Origin of the sequence: Novosphingobium resinovorum, from assembly GCF_027922145.1 — a bacterium.
GTDB lineage: Bacteria > Pseudomonadota > Alphaproteobacteria > Sphingomonadales > Sphingomonadaceae > Novosphingobium > Novosphingobium resinovorum.
This window is the reverse complement of the sequence record NZ_BSFC01000021.1, coordinates 416,010-432,615: the sequence shown is the minus strand read 5'-3', so window position 1 is coordinate 432,615 and position 16,606 is coordinate 416,010. Positions and strand designations below refer to the sequence as shown.

14 protein-coding genes are annotated in these 16,606 nt (G+C 67.2%); 5 read left to right on the top strand and 9 right to left on the bottom strand.

What is annotated here, in order from left to right; all coding sequences use genetic code 11:
* Positions 1 to 6: 6 nt before the first annotated feature.
* The 6 genes from PKE80_RS14340 to PKE80_RS14315 form a co-directional block, all read right to left on the bottom strand.
* Positions 7 to 2,559: a TonB-dependent receptor plug domain-containing protein gene (locus tag PKE80_RS14340; RefSeq protein ID WP_271183072.1), complete on the bottom strand. Its 2,553-nt coding sequence runs from the start codon at positions 2,557 to 2,559 to the stop codon at positions 7 to 9.
* Between the two features lie 321 nt (positions 2,560 to 2,880).
* Positions 2,881 to 4,758: an ABC transporter ATP-binding protein gene (locus PKE80_RS14335; RefSeq protein WP_271183071.1), complete on the bottom strand. Its 1,878-nt coding sequence runs from the start codon at positions 4,756 to 4,758 to the stop codon at positions 2,881 to 2,883.
* The gene (locus tag PKE80_RS14330) at positions 4,745 to 6,571 is read right to left on the bottom strand and encodes an ABC transporter ATP-binding protein (protein ID WP_271183070.1); all 1,827 of its coding nucleotides are present in this window, start codon (positions 6,569 to 6,571) and stop codon (positions 4,745 to 4,747) included. Before PKE80_RS14330 ends, PKE80_RS14335 begins: the two co-directional genes overlap by 14 nt.
* 10 nt (positions 6,572 to 6,581) lie before the next feature.
* Positions 6,582 to 7,838 (bottom strand): acyl-CoA dehydrogenase family protein, encoded by a 1,257-nt coding sequence (locus PKE80_RS14325; protein WP_271183069.1) that lies wholly within the window; start codon positions 7,836 to 7,838, stop codon positions 6,582 to 6,584.
* Positions 7,835 to 9,097, bottom strand: coding sequence for an acyl-CoA dehydrogenase family protein (locus PKE80_RS14320; RefSeq protein WP_271183068.1), 1,263 nt, complete (start codon positions 9,095 to 9,097; stop codon positions 7,835 to 7,837). Before PKE80_RS14320 ends, PKE80_RS14325 begins: the two co-directional genes overlap by 4 nt.
* A gap of 15 nt (positions 9,098 to 9,112) precedes the next feature.
* Entirely contained in the window at positions 9,113 to 10,216 is a 1,104-nt protein-coding gene (locus tag PKE80_RS14315; RefSeq protein WP_271183067.1) for an LLM class flavin-dependent oxidoreductase, read from the bottom strand.
* A gap of 470 nt (positions 10,217 to 10,686) precedes the next feature.
* Between PKE80_RS14315 and PKE80_RS14310 the strand changes: the two genes are divergently transcribed.
* Together PKE80_RS14310 and PKE80_RS14305 are read left to right on the top strand one after the other, a co-directional pair.
* A complete protein-coding gene (locus PKE80_RS14310; RefSeq protein ID WP_271183066.1) occupies positions 10,687 to 11,319 on the top strand; it encodes a peroxiredoxin in 633 nt (210 codons plus the stop codon).
* Positions 11,320 to 11,344: 25 nt separating this feature from the next.
* Positions 11,345 to 12,055 carry a glutathione binding-like protein gene (locus tag PKE80_RS14305; RefSeq protein WP_271183065.1) on the top strand — a complete coding sequence of 237 codons (711 nt, stop codon included), beginning with the start codon at positions 11,345 to 11,347 and terminating at the stop codon, positions 12,053 to 12,055.
* A gap of 52 nt (positions 12,056 to 12,107) precedes the next feature.
* Here the strand turns inward: PKE80_RS14305 and PKE80_RS14300 are convergent, their stop codons facing one another.
* On the bottom strand, positions 12,108 to 12,413 hold the full coding sequence (locus PKE80_RS14300; RefSeq protein WP_271183064.1) for a hypothetical protein: 306 nt from the start codon (positions 12,411 to 12,413) through the stop codon (positions 12,108 to 12,110).
* 75 nt (positions 12,414 to 12,488) lie between these two features.
* Here PKE80_RS14300 and PKE80_RS14295 point away from each other — a divergent pair, with 75 nt between their 5' ends.
* Positions 12,489 to 12,818, top strand: a complete 330-nt coding sequence (locus PKE80_RS14295; RefSeq protein WP_271183063.1) for a hypothetical protein — start codon at positions 12,489 to 12,491, stop codon at positions 12,816 to 12,818.
* A gap of 209 nt (positions 12,819 to 13,027) precedes the next feature.
* Here PKE80_RS14295 and PKE80_RS14290 read toward each other — a convergent pair whose 3' ends face one another.
* A complete protein-coding gene (locus PKE80_RS14290) occupies positions 13,028 to 14,017 on the bottom strand; it encodes an aldo/keto reductase (protein ID WP_271183062.1) in 990 nt (329 codons plus the stop codon).
* Positions 14,014 to 14,859 carry an amidohydrolase family protein gene (locus tag PKE80_RS14285; RefSeq protein ID WP_271183061.1) on the bottom strand — a complete coding sequence of 282 codons (846 nt, stop codon included), beginning with the start codon at positions 14,857 to 14,859 and terminating at the stop codon, positions 14,014 to 14,016. The genes PKE80_RS14290 and PKE80_RS14285 overlap by 4 nt, the downstream gene beginning before the upstream one ends.
* Before the next feature lie 104 nt (positions 14,860 to 14,963).
* On the opposite strand from PKE80_RS14285, the gene PKE80_RS14280 reads away from it, so the two are divergent.
* Positions 14,964 to 15,812, top strand: a complete 849-nt coding sequence (locus PKE80_RS14280) for a fumarylacetoacetate hydrolase family protein (protein ID WP_271183060.1) — start codon at positions 14,964 to 14,966, stop codon at positions 15,810 to 15,812.
* Positions 15,813 to 15,871: 59 nt separating this feature from the next.
* Positions 15,872 to 16,600: an SDR family oxidoreductase gene (locus PKE80_RS14275; RefSeq protein WP_271183059.1), complete on the top strand. Its 729-nt coding sequence runs from the start codon at positions 15,872 to 15,874 to the stop codon at positions 16,598 to 16,600.
* Positions 16,601 to 16,606 lie beyond the last annotated feature (6 nt).

The following is a 16,606-nucleotide window of genomic DNA, read 5'->3' as shown; positions in this document are numbered from 1 at the left end:
CTGCGTTTACCAGCGGTAGGAAAGGGTGGCGGAGTAGAAGCCGCCGAGCGGATTGACGGGGCTGTCCTGCACGTAGGCGACCGAGGAGAACGGCCAGCGCGAGGTGGCGTTCTTCGGCACTTGCGCGGGCCTGGTGTCGAACAGGTTGTTGACGTTGAAGCGCAGGCCGAGCCGTTCGGTGAATTCGTAGCCCGCTTCGAGGTCGGCGATGAAGATCCTGCCGACATCGACCAGTTCGATGGTGTTCGGTCCGCTCGCATGCGTGAGCGTGTAGGATCGGTTGATCTTGCCGTAGTACGTCCCGCGCAGGCCCAGCGAGAACGGGCCGGATTCCCAGTTCACCGAAGCGATGCCCTTGAGGCGCGGGGCGCGGTAGAGCACTTGCGCCTGCGTGCTGGTGGAGATCATCACGATGTTGAACTGCTGCAGCACCGCCGGGCTCTCGGCCACGTTCAGGAACTTCGTCTTGTTGTAGTTGCCCGCAAGGCTCCAGCGCAGCGCGCCGGGGCCGACGTCGAACTTTCCGTCGAGCACCACGTCGACGCCGCGCGTGCGCGTAGTGCCGGCGTTGACGAGGTACGAGATGCTGTCGTCCGGGCCGAAGGTGGGTGAGGCGGCCTGTACCAGCACGCCCGAGCCGGGATGGGTGGATTCGCGAAACGCGCCGATCTGAGAGATACGGTCGCGCACGCGCACCTGATAGGCATCGACCGAGAGGTTCACGCCGCTCACCGGCTGCACCACGAAGCCCGCGCTGAAGTTGGTCGAACGTTCGGGCTTGAGCGGTTTCGCGCCCAGCGCCTGCGCCTCGGGCGAGTTGACCGCGAGGATGTGGTTGGTCTGGTTCACCGTCACCCCGGTCTGGCGGAAGGTCAGCGCGGCCAGCGCCGGGGCCTGGAAGCCGGTGCTGGCAGTGCCGCGCAGCGCGAATCCGGGGGCGATCTCGTAACGGCCGGAGATGCGCCCGGTGACGACGTCGCCCGCGCCCTGATACCGCTCGTAGCGGGCGGCGAGGTCGAGCGTCACCGCCGTGCCGGGCCGCAGCGAAAGCCCGGCGTAGAGCGCGTAGGAATTGCGGTCGTCGCTCGCCGCGTCTTCCGGGCGGACGCCGGTGTCGGCCTGCGATCCGGCGTCGGAGAGCGAGATCGGCTTACCCGCGTTCGGCCCGTCGAGGATGGGCTGGCCGCCGTAGCCCCACGACTGTTCGTCACCCTCGGTGCGGCGGTAGGTTTCGCGGCGGAACTCCGCGCCGAAAGACCAGTCGGTCCCGAAGCCCAGCAGTCCGTCCTCGGTGCTCCTGCGGATGTCGAGGTTGGAGGTCCAGGCGGTGTAGCGGTAATTGCCCAGGAAGAAGTCGGTCTGGCTCTGGAGCCCGTAGCTGGGGCTGATGGAATCATAGACGTAGGTGTCGATGTCGTCCTGTCCGTAGCCGCTGGACAAGTCCCAGTTCCAGCCCTCGCCGATCTCGCCGCGCAGGCCGAGCAGGGCGGAGAAGTTGTTCTCGACGATGCCGCTGTAGGGGGTGAACCCGTCGGGCCAGATCGCGCGCACGTTCTGGTCGCGCGAGGGGAAGCGGAAATGCTGCGGCGAGCGGCCCTTGCGCCACGAATAGTCGCCGAAGCCGTAAAGCTCCAGACCGTCGCCCAGCGGCACGCCGAGGTCGGCCGTGAACGAGGCGACCTGCGCGCGCGGCACGCCGCCTGCCGCGCCGAAGATCTTGTGGCGATCCACCGTCGCCTCGCGCGGGTCGGGCGTCGCTCCGGCGGGGAGCGTGGGGGCGGTGGAGGCGTTGCCCGCAGGCAGCACCGGGTTGCCGCTCGCGTCGCGCGGGAAGTAGAAGAGGATATTGTCGGGGACGTCGCCGTCGCCGAACAGCGCCTTCTGGTCGACGTACTGGCCCGAGACGTAGAGATGCCCGCCGTCGCCGATCCCGAGGCCCGCGCCCGCGTTGTACTGCTGCAGCCAGCCGCCGCCCTGATAATACTGCCCGGCCCGCGCGCTGACTTCGCCGCCTTCGGAGGACTTGCGGGTGATGACGTTGATGACCCCCGCGATCGCATCCGAGCCGTAGATCGCCGAGGCACCATCGCGCAGGACTTCGACCCGCTCGATGGTGCCCAGCGGGATCAGGCCGAGGTCCACCGCCGCCACGCCCACGTCATTGACGCCGAGGCGCGCGGTGACGTGGCGGCGCTTGCCGTTGACGAGGACCAGCGTGTGCCCGCTGCTCAGCCCGCGCAGCTGTCCGGCGCGGATGAAGGTGTTGATGCCGTAGCTGGGCATGTTGGGCACGTTGAACGAGGGGAGGGTGTCGTTCAGCGTCTGCAGCAGGCTGGCCTGGTTGGCTTGCTGTAGCGTCCTGGCGGGAAGGACGTCGATCGGTGTCGGGCTGTTCTCGACCGTGCGCCCGGCGCTGCGCGCGCCGGTGACGACGATGTTGTCCGCTGCCTCCGCTTCCGTGGCCGCGTCCGCCAGCGCTGCCGCTTCGGCCCGGGCGATGCCGGGGGAAAGCAGGGCGACGGCGGCGGCCCCCTGTGCGAGATAAGTCCTGAATGTCATGTGTCGTCGCTCCGAAACCGTTTGTCGCTATTCGTTTCGGCGGTCCGCCCCGGCATTGCCGTGCGCGGTTTGCCCCCGCAGGAGCATGGTTTGCAAAGACCGGGCCAAATGACGTTTCGATGAGATTTCGGGGCCTTTGTTGCACTCTGGAAATATAACTGCGCTGCGATCAGCAGGTGATGCTGGTTTGTCAGCAGAGTATTCAGAGTGCAGTCGGCTTATTTACTGACGTCATTGCGAGCGTAGCGAAGCAATCCAGGGCGCCGCTGAACTGCCCTGGATTGCTTCGCTACGCTCGCAATGACGATGTGGTGGGAAGTATCAGGCGGCCCCGCCGATCTCGACCAGACGCTCTACCGTGACTTCGGGCAGGGCACCGCTCTGGCGTTCGTAGGCTTCGTAAAGCGCAGCATAAGCGCCGCCGAGTGCGGTCAGTTCGCCGTGGCTGCCGAGTTCGATCACCTGCCCCTCGCGGATAACCGCGATCCGGTCGGCGTCGCGGATGGTGGCGAGGCGGTGGGCGATGATGATCGCGGTGCGCCCTTCACACAGTCGCCGCAGCGCGCGCTGGATCATCCGCTCGGTATGGACGTCGACTGCTGACGTGGCTTCGTCCAGCACCAGCACCGCCGGGTCGGTGAGGTAGGCGCGCACGAGGCACACGAGCTGGCGCTGCCCGTGGCTGAGGTTCGCGCCCAGCGGCCCGACCTGTGTGTGATAGCCTTGCGAGAGGCGCCCCAGCACTTCGTCGGCATCGAGCGCGCGGGCGGCCTCGATCAGTTCCTCGTCGCCGGCTTCGGGGCGGGCCTGCCGCAAGTTGTCGAGCACCGAGCCGCTGAACAGCACGTTGTCCTGCAGCACCACGCCAACCTGCCGCCGCAGGTCCGACTGGCGCATATGCTTGACGTCGATCCCGTCGATCAGCACGGCACCGCTCTGTGCCTCATAGAAGCGGGTGAGCAGCTGGACCAGCGTGGACTTGCCGTGCCCGGTGGCGCCCACCACCGCGACGACTTCGCCCGCATGGATGTGCAGCGAAAGGTCGTGCAGCACTTGCGGCAGCACGCCGGGCGCATAGGAGAAGCCGACCGACCGGAACTCCACCTCGCCGCGCAGCGCGAAGACGGGCACCGGCTCCTCGGCGTCGAGGATCTCCGGTCTGGTATCCAGCAGCAGGAACACCCGCTGGGCCGAGGCGGAGCCGGAGGCGTAGCGTTCGAACAGGTCGTTGAAATCCTGCAGCGGGCCGAGGAAGAGCATGACGTAGAACAGGCTCTGCGCTAGTTCGCCCAAGGTCAGCTGGCCTTGCGCAAGGCCATAGCTGCCGACCAGCAGGATCATCGCCATGCCCGCCGCGTTGAGCAGGCCGCTGAGCGGCGCGAACCAGCCCGAGCGCATGTTGCCGCGCACCAGCGCCCCGTCGAAGTCCTTGAGGAGTACACGGTAGCGCGCCCGGTTGGGCTCCTCGCGCACCAGTTGCTGGATCATCCGCACGCCCGACACCGTCTCGACGAGGTGCGAAGTGAAGCGGCTGCGGTTCTCGGCGACGACGGCCCAGCTTTTCTGCGACACCCGCTTGAACAGCCAGGTTCCGAGGATCAGGAACGGCACCACGGTGGCGAGCGCGCCGAGCAGCAGCGGCGAGAGCAGCCACAGCATCACCGCCGCCCCGGCGAAGCGCAGCACGGCCGAGAGGATGTCCGGCGGGCCTTGCACCAACAGCGCCTCCAGCGCATCGACGTCACGGTCGGCGCGGGAAAGGATGCGGCCCGCTTTGGTGCGATCGAAGTAGCCGACGCTGAGCGCCTGGATGTGTTCGAAGATGCGGATGCGCAGGTCGTTCAGCACGCGCAGTGCGGCGGCGCCCGCCAGATAGCTGGAGACGCCTGCGAACAGGAACCGCGCCAGCCAGGTCACGGCAAGGCCGAGGCCCAGCCAGGCCAGCAGCCGCTCGTCCAGCGTCCACCCGGCCGCGCCCTTGACCAGTCCGTGATCGAGCAACTGGCCGATGAACCATGGCCGGACGAAGACGATGCCGACCAGCAGCGTCTCCAGCGCGATGACCGCCGCCACCTGCCCGCGCACCGGGCCGAGCAGGGGCAGCAGGCGGCGGAACATGCTGCGGTCCAGCGCATGACGCGCCAGCATTTCCTCGATCTCGATGTCGCTGAGGACGCGCTTGTTGTCAGGCTGCGGCACGGTCGATTCCCAGAAGGTCGCGGTAAAGCGGATCGAGCAGGAGGTCCTCGTGCGCGCCGCTGGCGACGATGCGCCCCGCGCCGAGCACGAGGGTGCGGTCGGCAAGCAGCACGGACGAGAGCTTGCTGGTGATGAGCAGTACCGTCATGCGCCCGCCGTGCTGCGAGCGCAGGCCCCGGATGTTGCGCAGCACGGTGCGTTCGGTAACGGCGTCGAGCGCGCTGGTGGCATCGTCGAGGACGAGGATGTCGGGCGCGGCCAGCAGCGCGCGGGCAAGGCACAGGCGCTGGCGCTGGCCGCCGGAAAGAGTGACGCCCCGGTCCCCGATACGGGTTTCGAGGCCGTCGGGCAGGCGGGCCAGAACTTCCTCCGCCCCGGCTAGGCGCAATGCCTCGACCAGCGCGGCCTCGTCCGCATCGGGCGCGGCGGCGCGCAAGTTGGCGGCCAGCGTGTCGGAAAACAGGAAGATGTCCTGCGGCACGACATGGACGCGGCGGCGCAGTTCGCCGAGGCGCAGGCCGCGTACGTCGTGCCAGCCAGCCGCGTCGGAGCCGACCGCCACCGACCCGCCATCGACGTCGGCAAGGCGCGGCAGGAGCGAGGCGAGCGAGCTTTTGCCCGACCCTGTCGCACCCACCAGCGCGACGATGCCGCCGGGCTCGACGGTCAGGTTGCAGGCGTCCAGCACCAGCGTCTGCCCGCCCGGCGCGAGCAGGCGCACGGCATCGAGCCGCAGGCCGAGCGCGCCTGTGGGGAGGGCGCCGGTGCCCGAATGAATCTCGGGCTGTTCGTCCAGCAAGTCCCAGATGCGCGCGGCCGAGGCGCGGGCATCGGCGAAGATGCGCATCACGCGGCCCACCGTCTCGACACGGAACACCAGCGTCGTCGCGATCAGCAGGGCGGAGACCAGTTCGCCCACGCCCAGCTTTCCGGCGACGACGAGGTGCGCGCCGTAGACCATGATCCACACATGGCCGAGCGCCACCACCGCCTGCGGTATGGGAATGCGCGAACTGCACCAGGCCAGCGCATGGCGCGACTGGTCGAGGAAGAAGCCGACGTGGCCCCGGAACTTGCGGATGCGGCCCTGTTCCAGCCGGAACGACTTGATGACGCGCACGCCGCCGATGCCCTCGGCCAGATCCTGATTGACCTGATCGTAGGCGTCGCTGACGTTGCGGTCGAGCACCACCAGCGTGTTGGTCTGGCGTACGAAGATCCAGAAGCCCAGCAGCGTCAGCGCGAACGGCACCGCGCCCAGCGCCCGGTCGTACCAGAACAGCAGCCCCATCGCGGCGGTGACGACCAGCGCCGTCTCCACCGTCTGGCGCCAGAACGCGACGAGGGCATCGCGCAGCTTGTCGGCATCGCGGGTGGTGCGGGTTATCATCTCGCCCATGCCGTGCTGCCAGTGGTAGCCCAGATGCAGCGCCTGCACCTTGACGAGGATCTTCTCGCGCAGGGTCGAGAGCAGCGACTGGCTGGCCCGAATGCTGCACAGGCCCGAGAAGTACTGCAGCACGCCCCGCGTCGCGGCGAGGCTGACGAGCAGGATCGCCCAGTGCCCGGCGACGGTGAGGTCGATCGTGCCGTCGGCGAGGCGAGTAGCCGCCTTGCCCGAGTTCACCGCATCGAGCGCACGCCCGACCAGCCATTGTTGCAGGGCAAGGCTGAGGTGCACCACTGTGAACAGCGCGAAGGTCACGCTGAACAGCACCGGGATCGTGCGGTAGAGCGCAAGGCTGCGCAGCAGGGGATAGGCCTTGAGAGGCGAAGGGCGCTGTGCGCTCGCAGCGAGGGAAGCGTCGGTCATAAGCGCGCGGTCAGGCCTCGGCGGGGCGGCGGATCGCGGCTGCCGAGTATTCGTGCGGCGGCGTGCCGTTGAGGTAGTAGTCGCCTACGTGATGCAGGCGCCAGCGGATCGGATCATGCGTGGTGTGGACGCGAACGTCGGCCCAGAAGCGGTCGAGGTTGAACTTGCGGTACGAGGAACTGGCCCCCAGCAGCGAGAACATGTCGCTGGAGATCAGCAGCGCCGCCTCGTCGGTCTTCACGCGCGCGGCGGCGACGGCGAGGATGAGTTCGTCGTCGAGGTCGCTCGGGCGCCCTTTCGCGTTGTATGCATCGTAGAGTTCGGCCGCATCGCGCAGCAGCGATTCCGCCACGCGCAGCGCCACCGCATAGTCGCCGATGCGCTTGATGATGAGCGGTTCCTGCACCGCGCGCTCCACCTCGGCATCGATCCAGACGTTGGAGTTGTTGCCCAGGTAGTGGATCGCCGCCTCGAACGCGCCGCGCGCGATGCCGGCGTCGATCGCGGCGTGGTTGATCTGCGCCCAGGTGAGGCCGGTGCGCTCGGGCTTCTGCGGGGCGCCGGCGCCGGGCAGGCTGACCTGCCAGTCCTCCAGCACGAGGTTCTCGAAGCGCACGCCGCCGCTCACCGAATGGCGCTGGCCGAACGAGTGCCAGTCGTCGTCGAGGATCAGGCCCGGCGTGTCGCGGTGGACGAGGAAGCCGATCTGGCCGTCCTCGGTCTTCGCGCCCGAGGATATCCATTCGGCAAGGTAGCTGCCGGTGGCGTAGAACTTGGCGCCGTTCACCACCCATTGTCCTTGCGCATTGCGCGCGGCAGTGGTGCGGATATCGAACTTGTGCTTGCCGCCGACTTCGGCCGCCGCATGGCCGAGGCGCTTGCCGGCGGCGATATCGGCGATCACACGGCGGCGCAGCGCGTCATCGGGGCGGCGCAAGATGCCGCGCAGCATCATGTTGTGGATCTGCACCAATTGGCCGACGCCGCCGTCCGCCGCCGAGATGATCCGCGTGATCTCGACGATCGTCGCCACCGACGCGCCGATGCCGCCTTCCTCGGGGGAGAGCGCCACGGTGGTCACGCCGGACCGTTCCAGGATCGCGCTCTGTTCGTGAGGGATGCGGCTGCGCTCGGCCGGGTCGGCGGAGATCGCCGCGATCCGCGCGGCGGCTTCGTGCGCGGCGGCGATGGCGTCGGCTTCGTCGGCGAAGCGCGGGGCGGGAAGCGGCTCGCGGTCGAGCAGTTCGGTGGCGGGCTCTATGCTCACAGCGCGTTCTCCTTGGTTGCGGCGTTCGTCGCGATGGCGATCTCTTGCTGGCGCAGCCTTGCCGCGCGGCCGTATTCGTCGGGCGGGACGCCGTTCAGGTAGTAGTTGCCGATGTGATAGATCCGCCAGCGGATCGGATCGTGCGTGGTGTGGACGCGGGCATCGGCCCAGTACCGCTGCAGGTTCCAGCGATCGAGCGTGGAGTTGGCCCCCGTCAGCGCGAACAGGTCACTGCCGATGAAGATCGAGGCTTCGTCCGACTGCGCGCGCGCGGTGGCGGTGGCGAGGATCAGTTCGTCCTCCAGCGCGCGATTGCCGGGATCGGCCTTGAACCGGTCGAAGGTGCGAGCCGCATACCGCAGCGCCGATTCCGCCGCGCGCACGGCGACGGCATATTCGCCGATCCGCTTGATCGTGTGCTGCTCGTCGGCGGCGCGGGCCAGACCGGATTCGGGCCAGGCCCGCATATTGTCGCGGATGTAGGCGGTCGCCGCTTCGAGCGCGCCGCGCGCGATGCCGGTGTCGATCGCGGCGTGGAGGATCTGCGGCCAGGTCAGGCCGGTGCGCGGCATGAAGTCCGGCGCGCCGCCGCCCACCTGAGCCTTGGGGGCGAAGCGGGGATCGACCTCGATGTTGTCGAAGCGGACGCTGCCGCTGACCGAATGCTGCTGGCCAAAGGCATGCCAGTCGTCCTCCAGCGTCAGCCCCGGCGCATCGCGGTGAAGCAGCACGCCGACCGGGCCTTGGTCGCTGGTGGCGGAGATCGAGATCCACTCGGCGAGGTAACACCCGGTGGCGAAGGTCTTGCGGCCGTTGAGACGCCAGATGCCCTGTTCGTCCAGCGTCAGCCGGGTGCCACCGCCCTTGCCCTTGCCTTTCCCTTCGGCCAGCGCGTTGCCGAAGCGCTTGCCGGCGAAGATGTCCGCCACCAGCCGGGCGCGGAACGCATCGTCGGGGCGCGAGAAAACGCCGCGGATCATCACGTTGTGGATCTGCAGGATCTGCCCGACCCCGCCGTCCGCCGCCGAGATGATCCGCACCGTCTCCACCACCGTCTCGATCGAGGCGCCGAGGCCGCCGAACTCGCGGGGTACGTAGATGCTGGTTACGCCCGAGGCGGAGAGGATCTCTGCGGCCTCATGCGGCACCTTGTCGTTCAGCGAGGCATCGCGGGCGAGCAGGGCGATCTTCGCTGCGGCGGCGTGCGCGGCGGCGATGGCTTCGGCCTCGGAGGCGAGCCGGGGGGGCTTCGTGGTCATCCCTTGAGGCTCCGGTCAGGCGGTCTGGAGGGCGGGAGCGCCGGTCTTCGCAGCCGTTTCCTCGCGGCGGCGCACTTCCTCGCGCACGGCGGGGATGATGTAGCGGCCGTAGTCCACGGCGTCGTAGATCGGCTCGTAGCCGCGATTGAGGAAAGTGGTGACGCCGATGTCGTAGTAGTCGAGCAGCGCCTCCACGATCTGGTCGGGGGTGCCGACGAGCGAGGTGGAATCGTGCGTCGCGCCAACGGCGGTGGCGGTGCCGAACCAGAGGTACTTGTCATGGCGATCGCCGCGTTCGGCAGCAGCGAGGAGGCGCTTGGTGCCGGTGCCCTGGACGCCGTGGAACAGCGGGTTGGGGGCGGCGTTGCGGCGGTTGCTGGCGAGCTTCTCGGCGGTTTCATGCGCCTTCTCCCACGCCTGCGCCTCGGTCTTGCCGATGATGAGGCGAGCCGAGAGGCTGACGCGCGGGGTGGGCTTGCCGATCGCGGCGGCGGCGGCCTTCAGCTTGCCGATCTGTTCCTTGACGTCGGACAGAGGCTCGGCCCAGAGCGCGTAGAGATCGCAGTGCCGCGCGGCGACGTGATAGGCCGCGTCCGACGATCCACCGAAGGACACCGGCGGATGCGGCTGCTGATACGGCTTGATCGGCGAGTAGACGTTCCTGAGCTGGTAGTACTTGCCGTCATGGTCGAACGGCGCGTCCGAGGTCCAGGCCTGGCGCAGCACGTCGAGGTATTCGCTGGTGCGCGCGTAGCGTTCGTCCTTGTCGGTGAGGAAATCGCCGAGGCCCGGTTCGGCGGTGATGCCGGTGATGGCATGGACCCGGATGCGGCCCTTGGTTACGTGATCCAGCGCGGCGAGCGCCTTGGCACCGTGCAGCGGCGAGAGCGGGCCGGGCCGGAACGGGATCATGAAGCCGAGCCGCTCGGTGACCGAGGCGGCGAACCCGGTGGCGACGATGGACTCCCCGCCCGCCAGCATCAGCACCCGGTCGAAGCCGGCGTTTTCATGCACGCGGGCAAGGTCGCGCAAGTATTCAAGGTCGATATGCTGGCCGCCGCTCGGCGGGCCAAGGAACTGGTTCTGGGCGGCAAGTGCTCCGACGAATTCAACTGGCATAATCACCCCTGCAATGGCGCGCAGCGCGCTTATGCCGGGGCACTAATCAAGAGCCGTGCCAGTTTGCGCTGATCGCACGGTATGCGCGGGTTGAGCGGCTGCGTGCGAACGCTTGCCGGGGCGACCGTTCAAAATGCAGCAGCCGGGCGATGTTCGGATGGTCAAAAACGAACAGCTGCGGCGTGCCAAGCGCGGCTAGGGCGCAGGCAAAGAAATCTTGCCGTTGACTTGGACCCTGCCGGGCATAGTCTCGAGCTTGCCTGAACAGCTGATACCTCCGCTTTTCCAGGCCTCGACGGCGGGCCGCGCGCGCGGCGCTATTCTTTCGCGCCTCATCGCGCCGATGCCCGGACGACAGCGTCAGGCACCGCACTCTCTCCTCATCACGCCGCCTTGCGGGATGTCTCGCGGGGCGCCGCAACCCGATCCCGCAGGCCTCTGCGCGGCCCCGCTCCGAAAGGTTTCCACCGATGTCTCTCAAGCTCTCCGACACCGTGCCCGATTTCACCCAGGATTCGACCGAGGGGTCGCTGGGCTTCTACGACTGGGCGGGTGACAGCTGGGTAGTCCTGTTCTCCCATCCGAAGGATTTCACCCCGGTCTGCACGACTGAACTGGGCACCGTCGCGCGCCTCAAGCCCGAGTTCGAGCGGCGCGGGGTGAAGGTCATCGGCCTCTCCGTCGACGGCGCCGACAGCCATGAGGAATGGTCGAAGGACATCGCCGAAACGCAGGGCACCGCGCTCAACTTCCCGCTGATCGCGGACCATGACCGCAAGGTGTCCGCACTGCTCGACCTGATCCATCCCAATGCCTCGGACACGACCACGGTGCGCACCGTGCTGGTCATCGACCCGGCGAAGAAGCTGCGCCTGACGCTGACCTATCCGGCCTCCACCGGCCGCAACTTCGCCGAGATCCTGCGTACGATCGACAGCCTGCAACTGACCGACAAGCACAAGGTCGCGACCCCGGCGGACTGGCAGCAGGGCGGCGAGGTCATCATCGTTCCCTCGCTGGGCGAAGCGGAGGCCAGGGCGCTGTTTCCTAACGGCTGGACGGAACAGAAGCCGTACCTGCGCCTCATCCCCCAGCCGGCCTGAAGCCGGCCTGCGAAGAAAGCCCGCCATGATCGACCTCTATTACTGGACTACCGCGAACGGTCACAAGATCACGATCTTCCTTGAGGAGACGGGGCTTCCTTACCAGATCACCCCGGTCGACATCGGCCGGGGCGAGCAGTTCCTGCCGTATTTCCTGTCCATCGCCCCGAACAACCGCATCCCCGCGATCGTGGACGACGATCCGGCGGATGGCGGGCCGCCGCTGTCGGTCTTCGAATCCGGTGCGATCCTGCTCTACCTTGCGGAGAAGACCGGCAGGCTGATCCCGCAGGACCTGCGCGTTCGGAGCGAAGCAGTGCAATGGGTGTTCTGGCAGATGGGCGGTCTCGGCCCGATGGCGGGGCAGAACCACCATTTCCGCCATGCCGCCCCCGAGCAGATTGCCTATGCGGTCGAGCGCTACACCAACGAGACCAACCGGCTCTACGGTGTTCTGAACAAGCGCCTCGCCGACCGGGAGTACCTCGCCGGGCCGGACTATTCGATCGCCGACATCGCCAGCTATCCCCGGATCGTGCCATGGCAGCGGCATGGGCAGTCGCTCGACGACTTCCCCCACCTGCGCCGCTGGTTCGAGGCTATCGGCGAACGCGAAGCGGTGGCGCGCGCCTATGCGCTTGTCGCCGAGATCAACCCCGATGCCAACGCCCCTCAAGGCGAAGAAGCAAAGCGCATTCTCTACGGGCAGACGGCTTCGACGGTGAGCGCAAGGTAATGCCGTGGAGCCGGAAGGTAGGGAACAATGACGGCTTGACAGATATTCTCAATTAAATAACTTGAGAATTGTCGAGATCGACATCCGATCCATGCCAGGGATCGGTATGCCGATCGAAAATATGAGAAAGGGCGCCAGGATGACTCAGTCCCGCAACGATTTCCATGTTTTCCGCCGCGGTCTGGAATGGGCCGTGACGCTCCATGGAATTGCACTCGATGTCTTCGCCAGTCAGAAGGCGGCGCTGAACCGCGCCATCGACGCCGCGCATCAGATCGGCATGCAGGGCCGCGACGCGCAAGTCCTGCTGGTCGAGGACAATGCCGCGCCCCGCCTGCAGTGGGTCTTCGGTCATCATCCCTATCCCCCGACCGCCTGAGCGGGCGAGGTCAAACCGCATCTTGTTGTAACGAAAGACCTGCAGGAGGCTCGAATGCTGGGTGTACTCCATGCTGATAACGCTGCGACGAGCGATGCCGTCGCTGATTTTTCTGAGCGCAAGGGGCCGTCATTTCGCCGGGCCCGCGATATTCTACGGCAAAAGAGCCAACTCACCCTCGACCAGTTTCACGAACTGGATAAACTCTTTGCCGATATATCTCCCGCTCAGTTCACCAACTTGATGACAGATGATCAGCATCTGCAACAAATCCGACAATACGAAATCTTGGCGTGGCGCCATCCGCGGGCTGCAGGCCCCATTGTCGCAGTTCTGCTGCTGGCCATAGCCTTCTCCGCAGTTGTAGCACTATGGGGAATATGATGCGTTGATCTCAGACATGCTGATCACGCGATTATTATAATATTTCGCTGATTCCGTGTTGCCTCGTATCCGCGCGGTATTGTCGCTCCGTCCCGAAAATCCAGGCCGCTCCTGACCCGAGGGCGCTTGCGGTGATCGGATTTGCCCGATCCTCTACAGCGTCGATGATGTGACTGGAAGCGACGTCCTGGTGGACGATGGATGGCGTGCTAAGCGGCCCGCTTGTCGATCAGCGTGGCGGCGAGTGCCTTCCAGAACGTTTCGGGGATCGGTGTGGCGGCGAGGGTTACGGCGCTTGCCAGTTCGTCGGGAGAGGCGATGCCCGGGATCACCGCCTCGACCACCGGATGCCGGACGGGGAATTGCAACGCCGCGGCGGCAAGCGGTATGCCGTGTTGCGCGCAGAGGTCCTCGATCACCCCGACCCGTGCGACCACGTTCGGCGGGGGCGCTCCGTATTCGTACTGGGCGGGCGCATGATGCCGCACCCCGCGTGCGAGAATGCCCGAATTGAACGGCGCACCGGCGACCACTTGCACGCCGCGCCGCGCGCAGAGCGGGAACAGTCCGTCCAGCGGCGCTTGTTCCAGCAAGGTGTAGCGGCCTGCCAGCAGGATCACGTCGAGGTCGGCGTGGCCCAGCACCTCCTCGCACACCGCCGTTTCGTTGACGCCCAGCCCGATCGCGCGGACCGCGCCGCTCGTTCGCAATTCCTGCATCGCGCGCAGGCCGCCGCCGAGGAATTCGCGCATCCGATCCTCGTGTGCGTCCCCGTGGGCATAACGGCCGATGTCGTGTGCCAGCAGTATGTCGATGCGGTCGCGGCGCAGGCGCTTCAGGCTGGCTTCGTACGAGCGCATGACCGCGTCGTAGCCGTAGTCGAACACGCTCTCGAACGGCTCGGGGGAGACGAAGCCCTGCCGGGCGGCGGAAAGATCGGCGTGGGGGGCGGGATCGAGTTTTCGGCCGATCTTGGTCGAGATCACGGCCTCGCCTGCCGGGTCGAGCGCCGCCAGCGCTGCTCCCAGACGCTTTTCGCTGAGGCCGAAGCCGTAGTGAGGCGCGGTGTCGAAGTAGCGCAGCCCTGCAGCCCAGGCGGCTTCGATCACGGCGAAGGCCTCGGCGTCGGTGACGGGGCGATAGAGGTTGCCGATGGCGGCCGAGCCGAAGCCCAGCGCTCCGGCGAAAAGAGGGGTCATGCGTGCTCCAGTCCGTAGAATTCGCGGGCCGCGCCTTCGAACAGGCGGGGGAGATCGGTATCGTCGTCGAATGCGCCGACGAGCATTAGCGTGTCGCGCAGCCAGTCGGCATAACTGTCGGCCATGTGGCGCAAAACCGGCCAGTCGGAGCCCCACATCGTGCGTGGTCCGAAGCAGGCCAGCACATGCGCTGCGTAAGGCGCCAGCGCGGTGGCCTCCTGCCCCGGCGCCTGCTGCGTCCGCAGGCCCGAGAGTTTGCACCATACGTTCGGCAACTGGGCCAGGGCCGCAAGATCGTCGCGCCAGGGATCGAGGGCGTCGTTTGCCGCGTCGGGCTTTCCGGCATGGTCGATGACGATGGGCAGCGCCGGCCAGCGCCGCGCGAAGCGGGCCAGGGCGGGCAGGTGGCGCGGCTCCACCAGTGCGTCGAAGCGCAGGCCATGCGTGATCATCGCGGTGATGGCGGGTGCGACGGCGTCGCTCAGGATCCACTCGCTGTCGGCGATGCCCTGCAGCATCGGGCGCAGGCCCCGGCACTTGGGCTCGCGCCCGAGTTTGGCGACGCGCGCCGGTGCGTCCGCCGTGTCGAGCGCGGCCCAGGCGACGACGCCCAGTACCGTCGGTTCGGTCGCGGCAAGGGCGAGGAGCCAGTCAGTGTCGCGATTGTCGGGCTGCGACTGGACGATGATGGTGCCCGTCAGCATGATGCCCGCCGTTTCCGCAGCGAGATCGGGCGGCAGGAAATCGCGATGGAGCAGGGGCCAGTCGGTATTCGGCCAGGCGCATTCCGGAGCATTCACGCGCCAGAAATGCTGATGGGAATCGAGGACGCGCAAATCCATCGGCGCACCTTGCGGCCTTGCATCGGAGCTAAACATACTACATCATACAACATGATATGCGGCTGTCCATGCCGCGTTGGGATGATGCAGAAAGGAAGTTCCGAATGAAACTGTGCCGCGTTGGGGAAGCCGGCCAAGAGCGCCCCGCGATGATCGATGCCGAGGGCGGCATCCGCGACCTTTCCGGCCATGTCGCCGACATCGGACCCGATGCGATCGGTGCCGAGGGGCTGGCGCGCCTTGCCGCGATCGATCCGGCCTCGCTGCCGCTGATCGACGGGGCGGTGCGCTATGGCCCCTGCGTCGGGGGCACGCGGCAGTTCGTGGCGATCGGCCTCAACTATGCCGACCACGCCGCCGAATCGAACCTGCCGATCCCCGAGGAGCCGGTGGTCTTCAACAAGTGGGTCAGTTGCATCCAGGGTCCGAACGATCCCGTCCCCGTCCCGCCCGGCTCGCGCAAGACCGACTGGGAAGTGGAACTGGGCGTCGTCATCGGCACCGAGGCCTATCAGGTGGATGAAGCCGCCGCGCTCGATCACGTCGCGGGCTACTGCGTCATCAACGACGTGTCGGAGCGCGAGTGGCAGCAGGAACGCGGCGCCACCTGGGACAAGGGCAAGGGCTTCCCCGGCTTCGGCCCGATCGGCCCCTGGCTGGTGACGGCCGACGAAGTGGGCGATCCGCAGGTGCTGGCGATGTGGCTGGAGGTCAACGGCAAGCGGGTGCAGGACGGTAGTTCCGCGACGATGATCTTCACCGTTGCGCAGATCGTCTCTTACCTCAGCCGGTTCATGCGTCTGCTGCCGGGCGACGTCATCACCACCGGCACGCCGCCGGGCGTCGGCCTCGGCCAGAAGCCGGAGCCCTGGTATCTGAAAAGCGGCGACCTGGTGACGCTCGGCATCGAGAAACTCGGCAGCCAGCGGCAGGAGTTCGTCTCCGCCGATTGACACCGCGCGCACCATGCGCTTAAATCATCATACGTATTATGTAATGATGGAGAGAGGGCATGGGGCGTTTGGCGGGCAAGACCGCGCTGGTCACGGCGGCCGGGCAGGGCATCGGCCGGGCCAGCGCGGAAGCGTTCCTGCGCGAAGGCGCGCGGGTGATCGCGACCGACATCCGCGAGGACGTGCTGGCGGACTTCGCCGGGGCCGAAACGCGGGTGCTCGACGTGACCGACCCTGCAGCGATCAGGGCGATCGCTGCCGCGCATCCCGAGATCGACGTGCTGTTCAACTGCGCGGGCTTCGTCCATGCGGGCACGATCCTCGACTGCGACGAGGAGGCGCTGGATTTCTCCACCGCGCTCAACGTCACCGCGCAGTACCGCATGATCCGCGCGCTGCTGCCGAACATGATCGCGCGGGGCGGCGGATCGATCATCAACATGTCCTCGGTCGCCTCCAGCGTGAAGGCGGTGCCCAACCGCTTCGCCTATTCGACGACCAAGGCCGCGGTGATCGGCCTGACCAAGTCGGTCGCAGTGGACTTCGTGACGCAGGGCGTGCGTTGCAATGCGATCTGCCCTGGAACGGTGGAGACGCCCTCGCTGATCCAGCGCCTGCACGACACCGGCGATTTCGAGCGGGCCTATGCCGATTTCACCGCGAGGCAGCCGATGGGCCGCTTCGGCAGCGCGGCGGAACTGGCGGCGCTGGCGGTCTACCTCGCATCCGACGAGTCCGCCTTCACCACCGGGGCGATCCACGTCATCGACGGTGGCTGGACGAGCTGAAAAAAC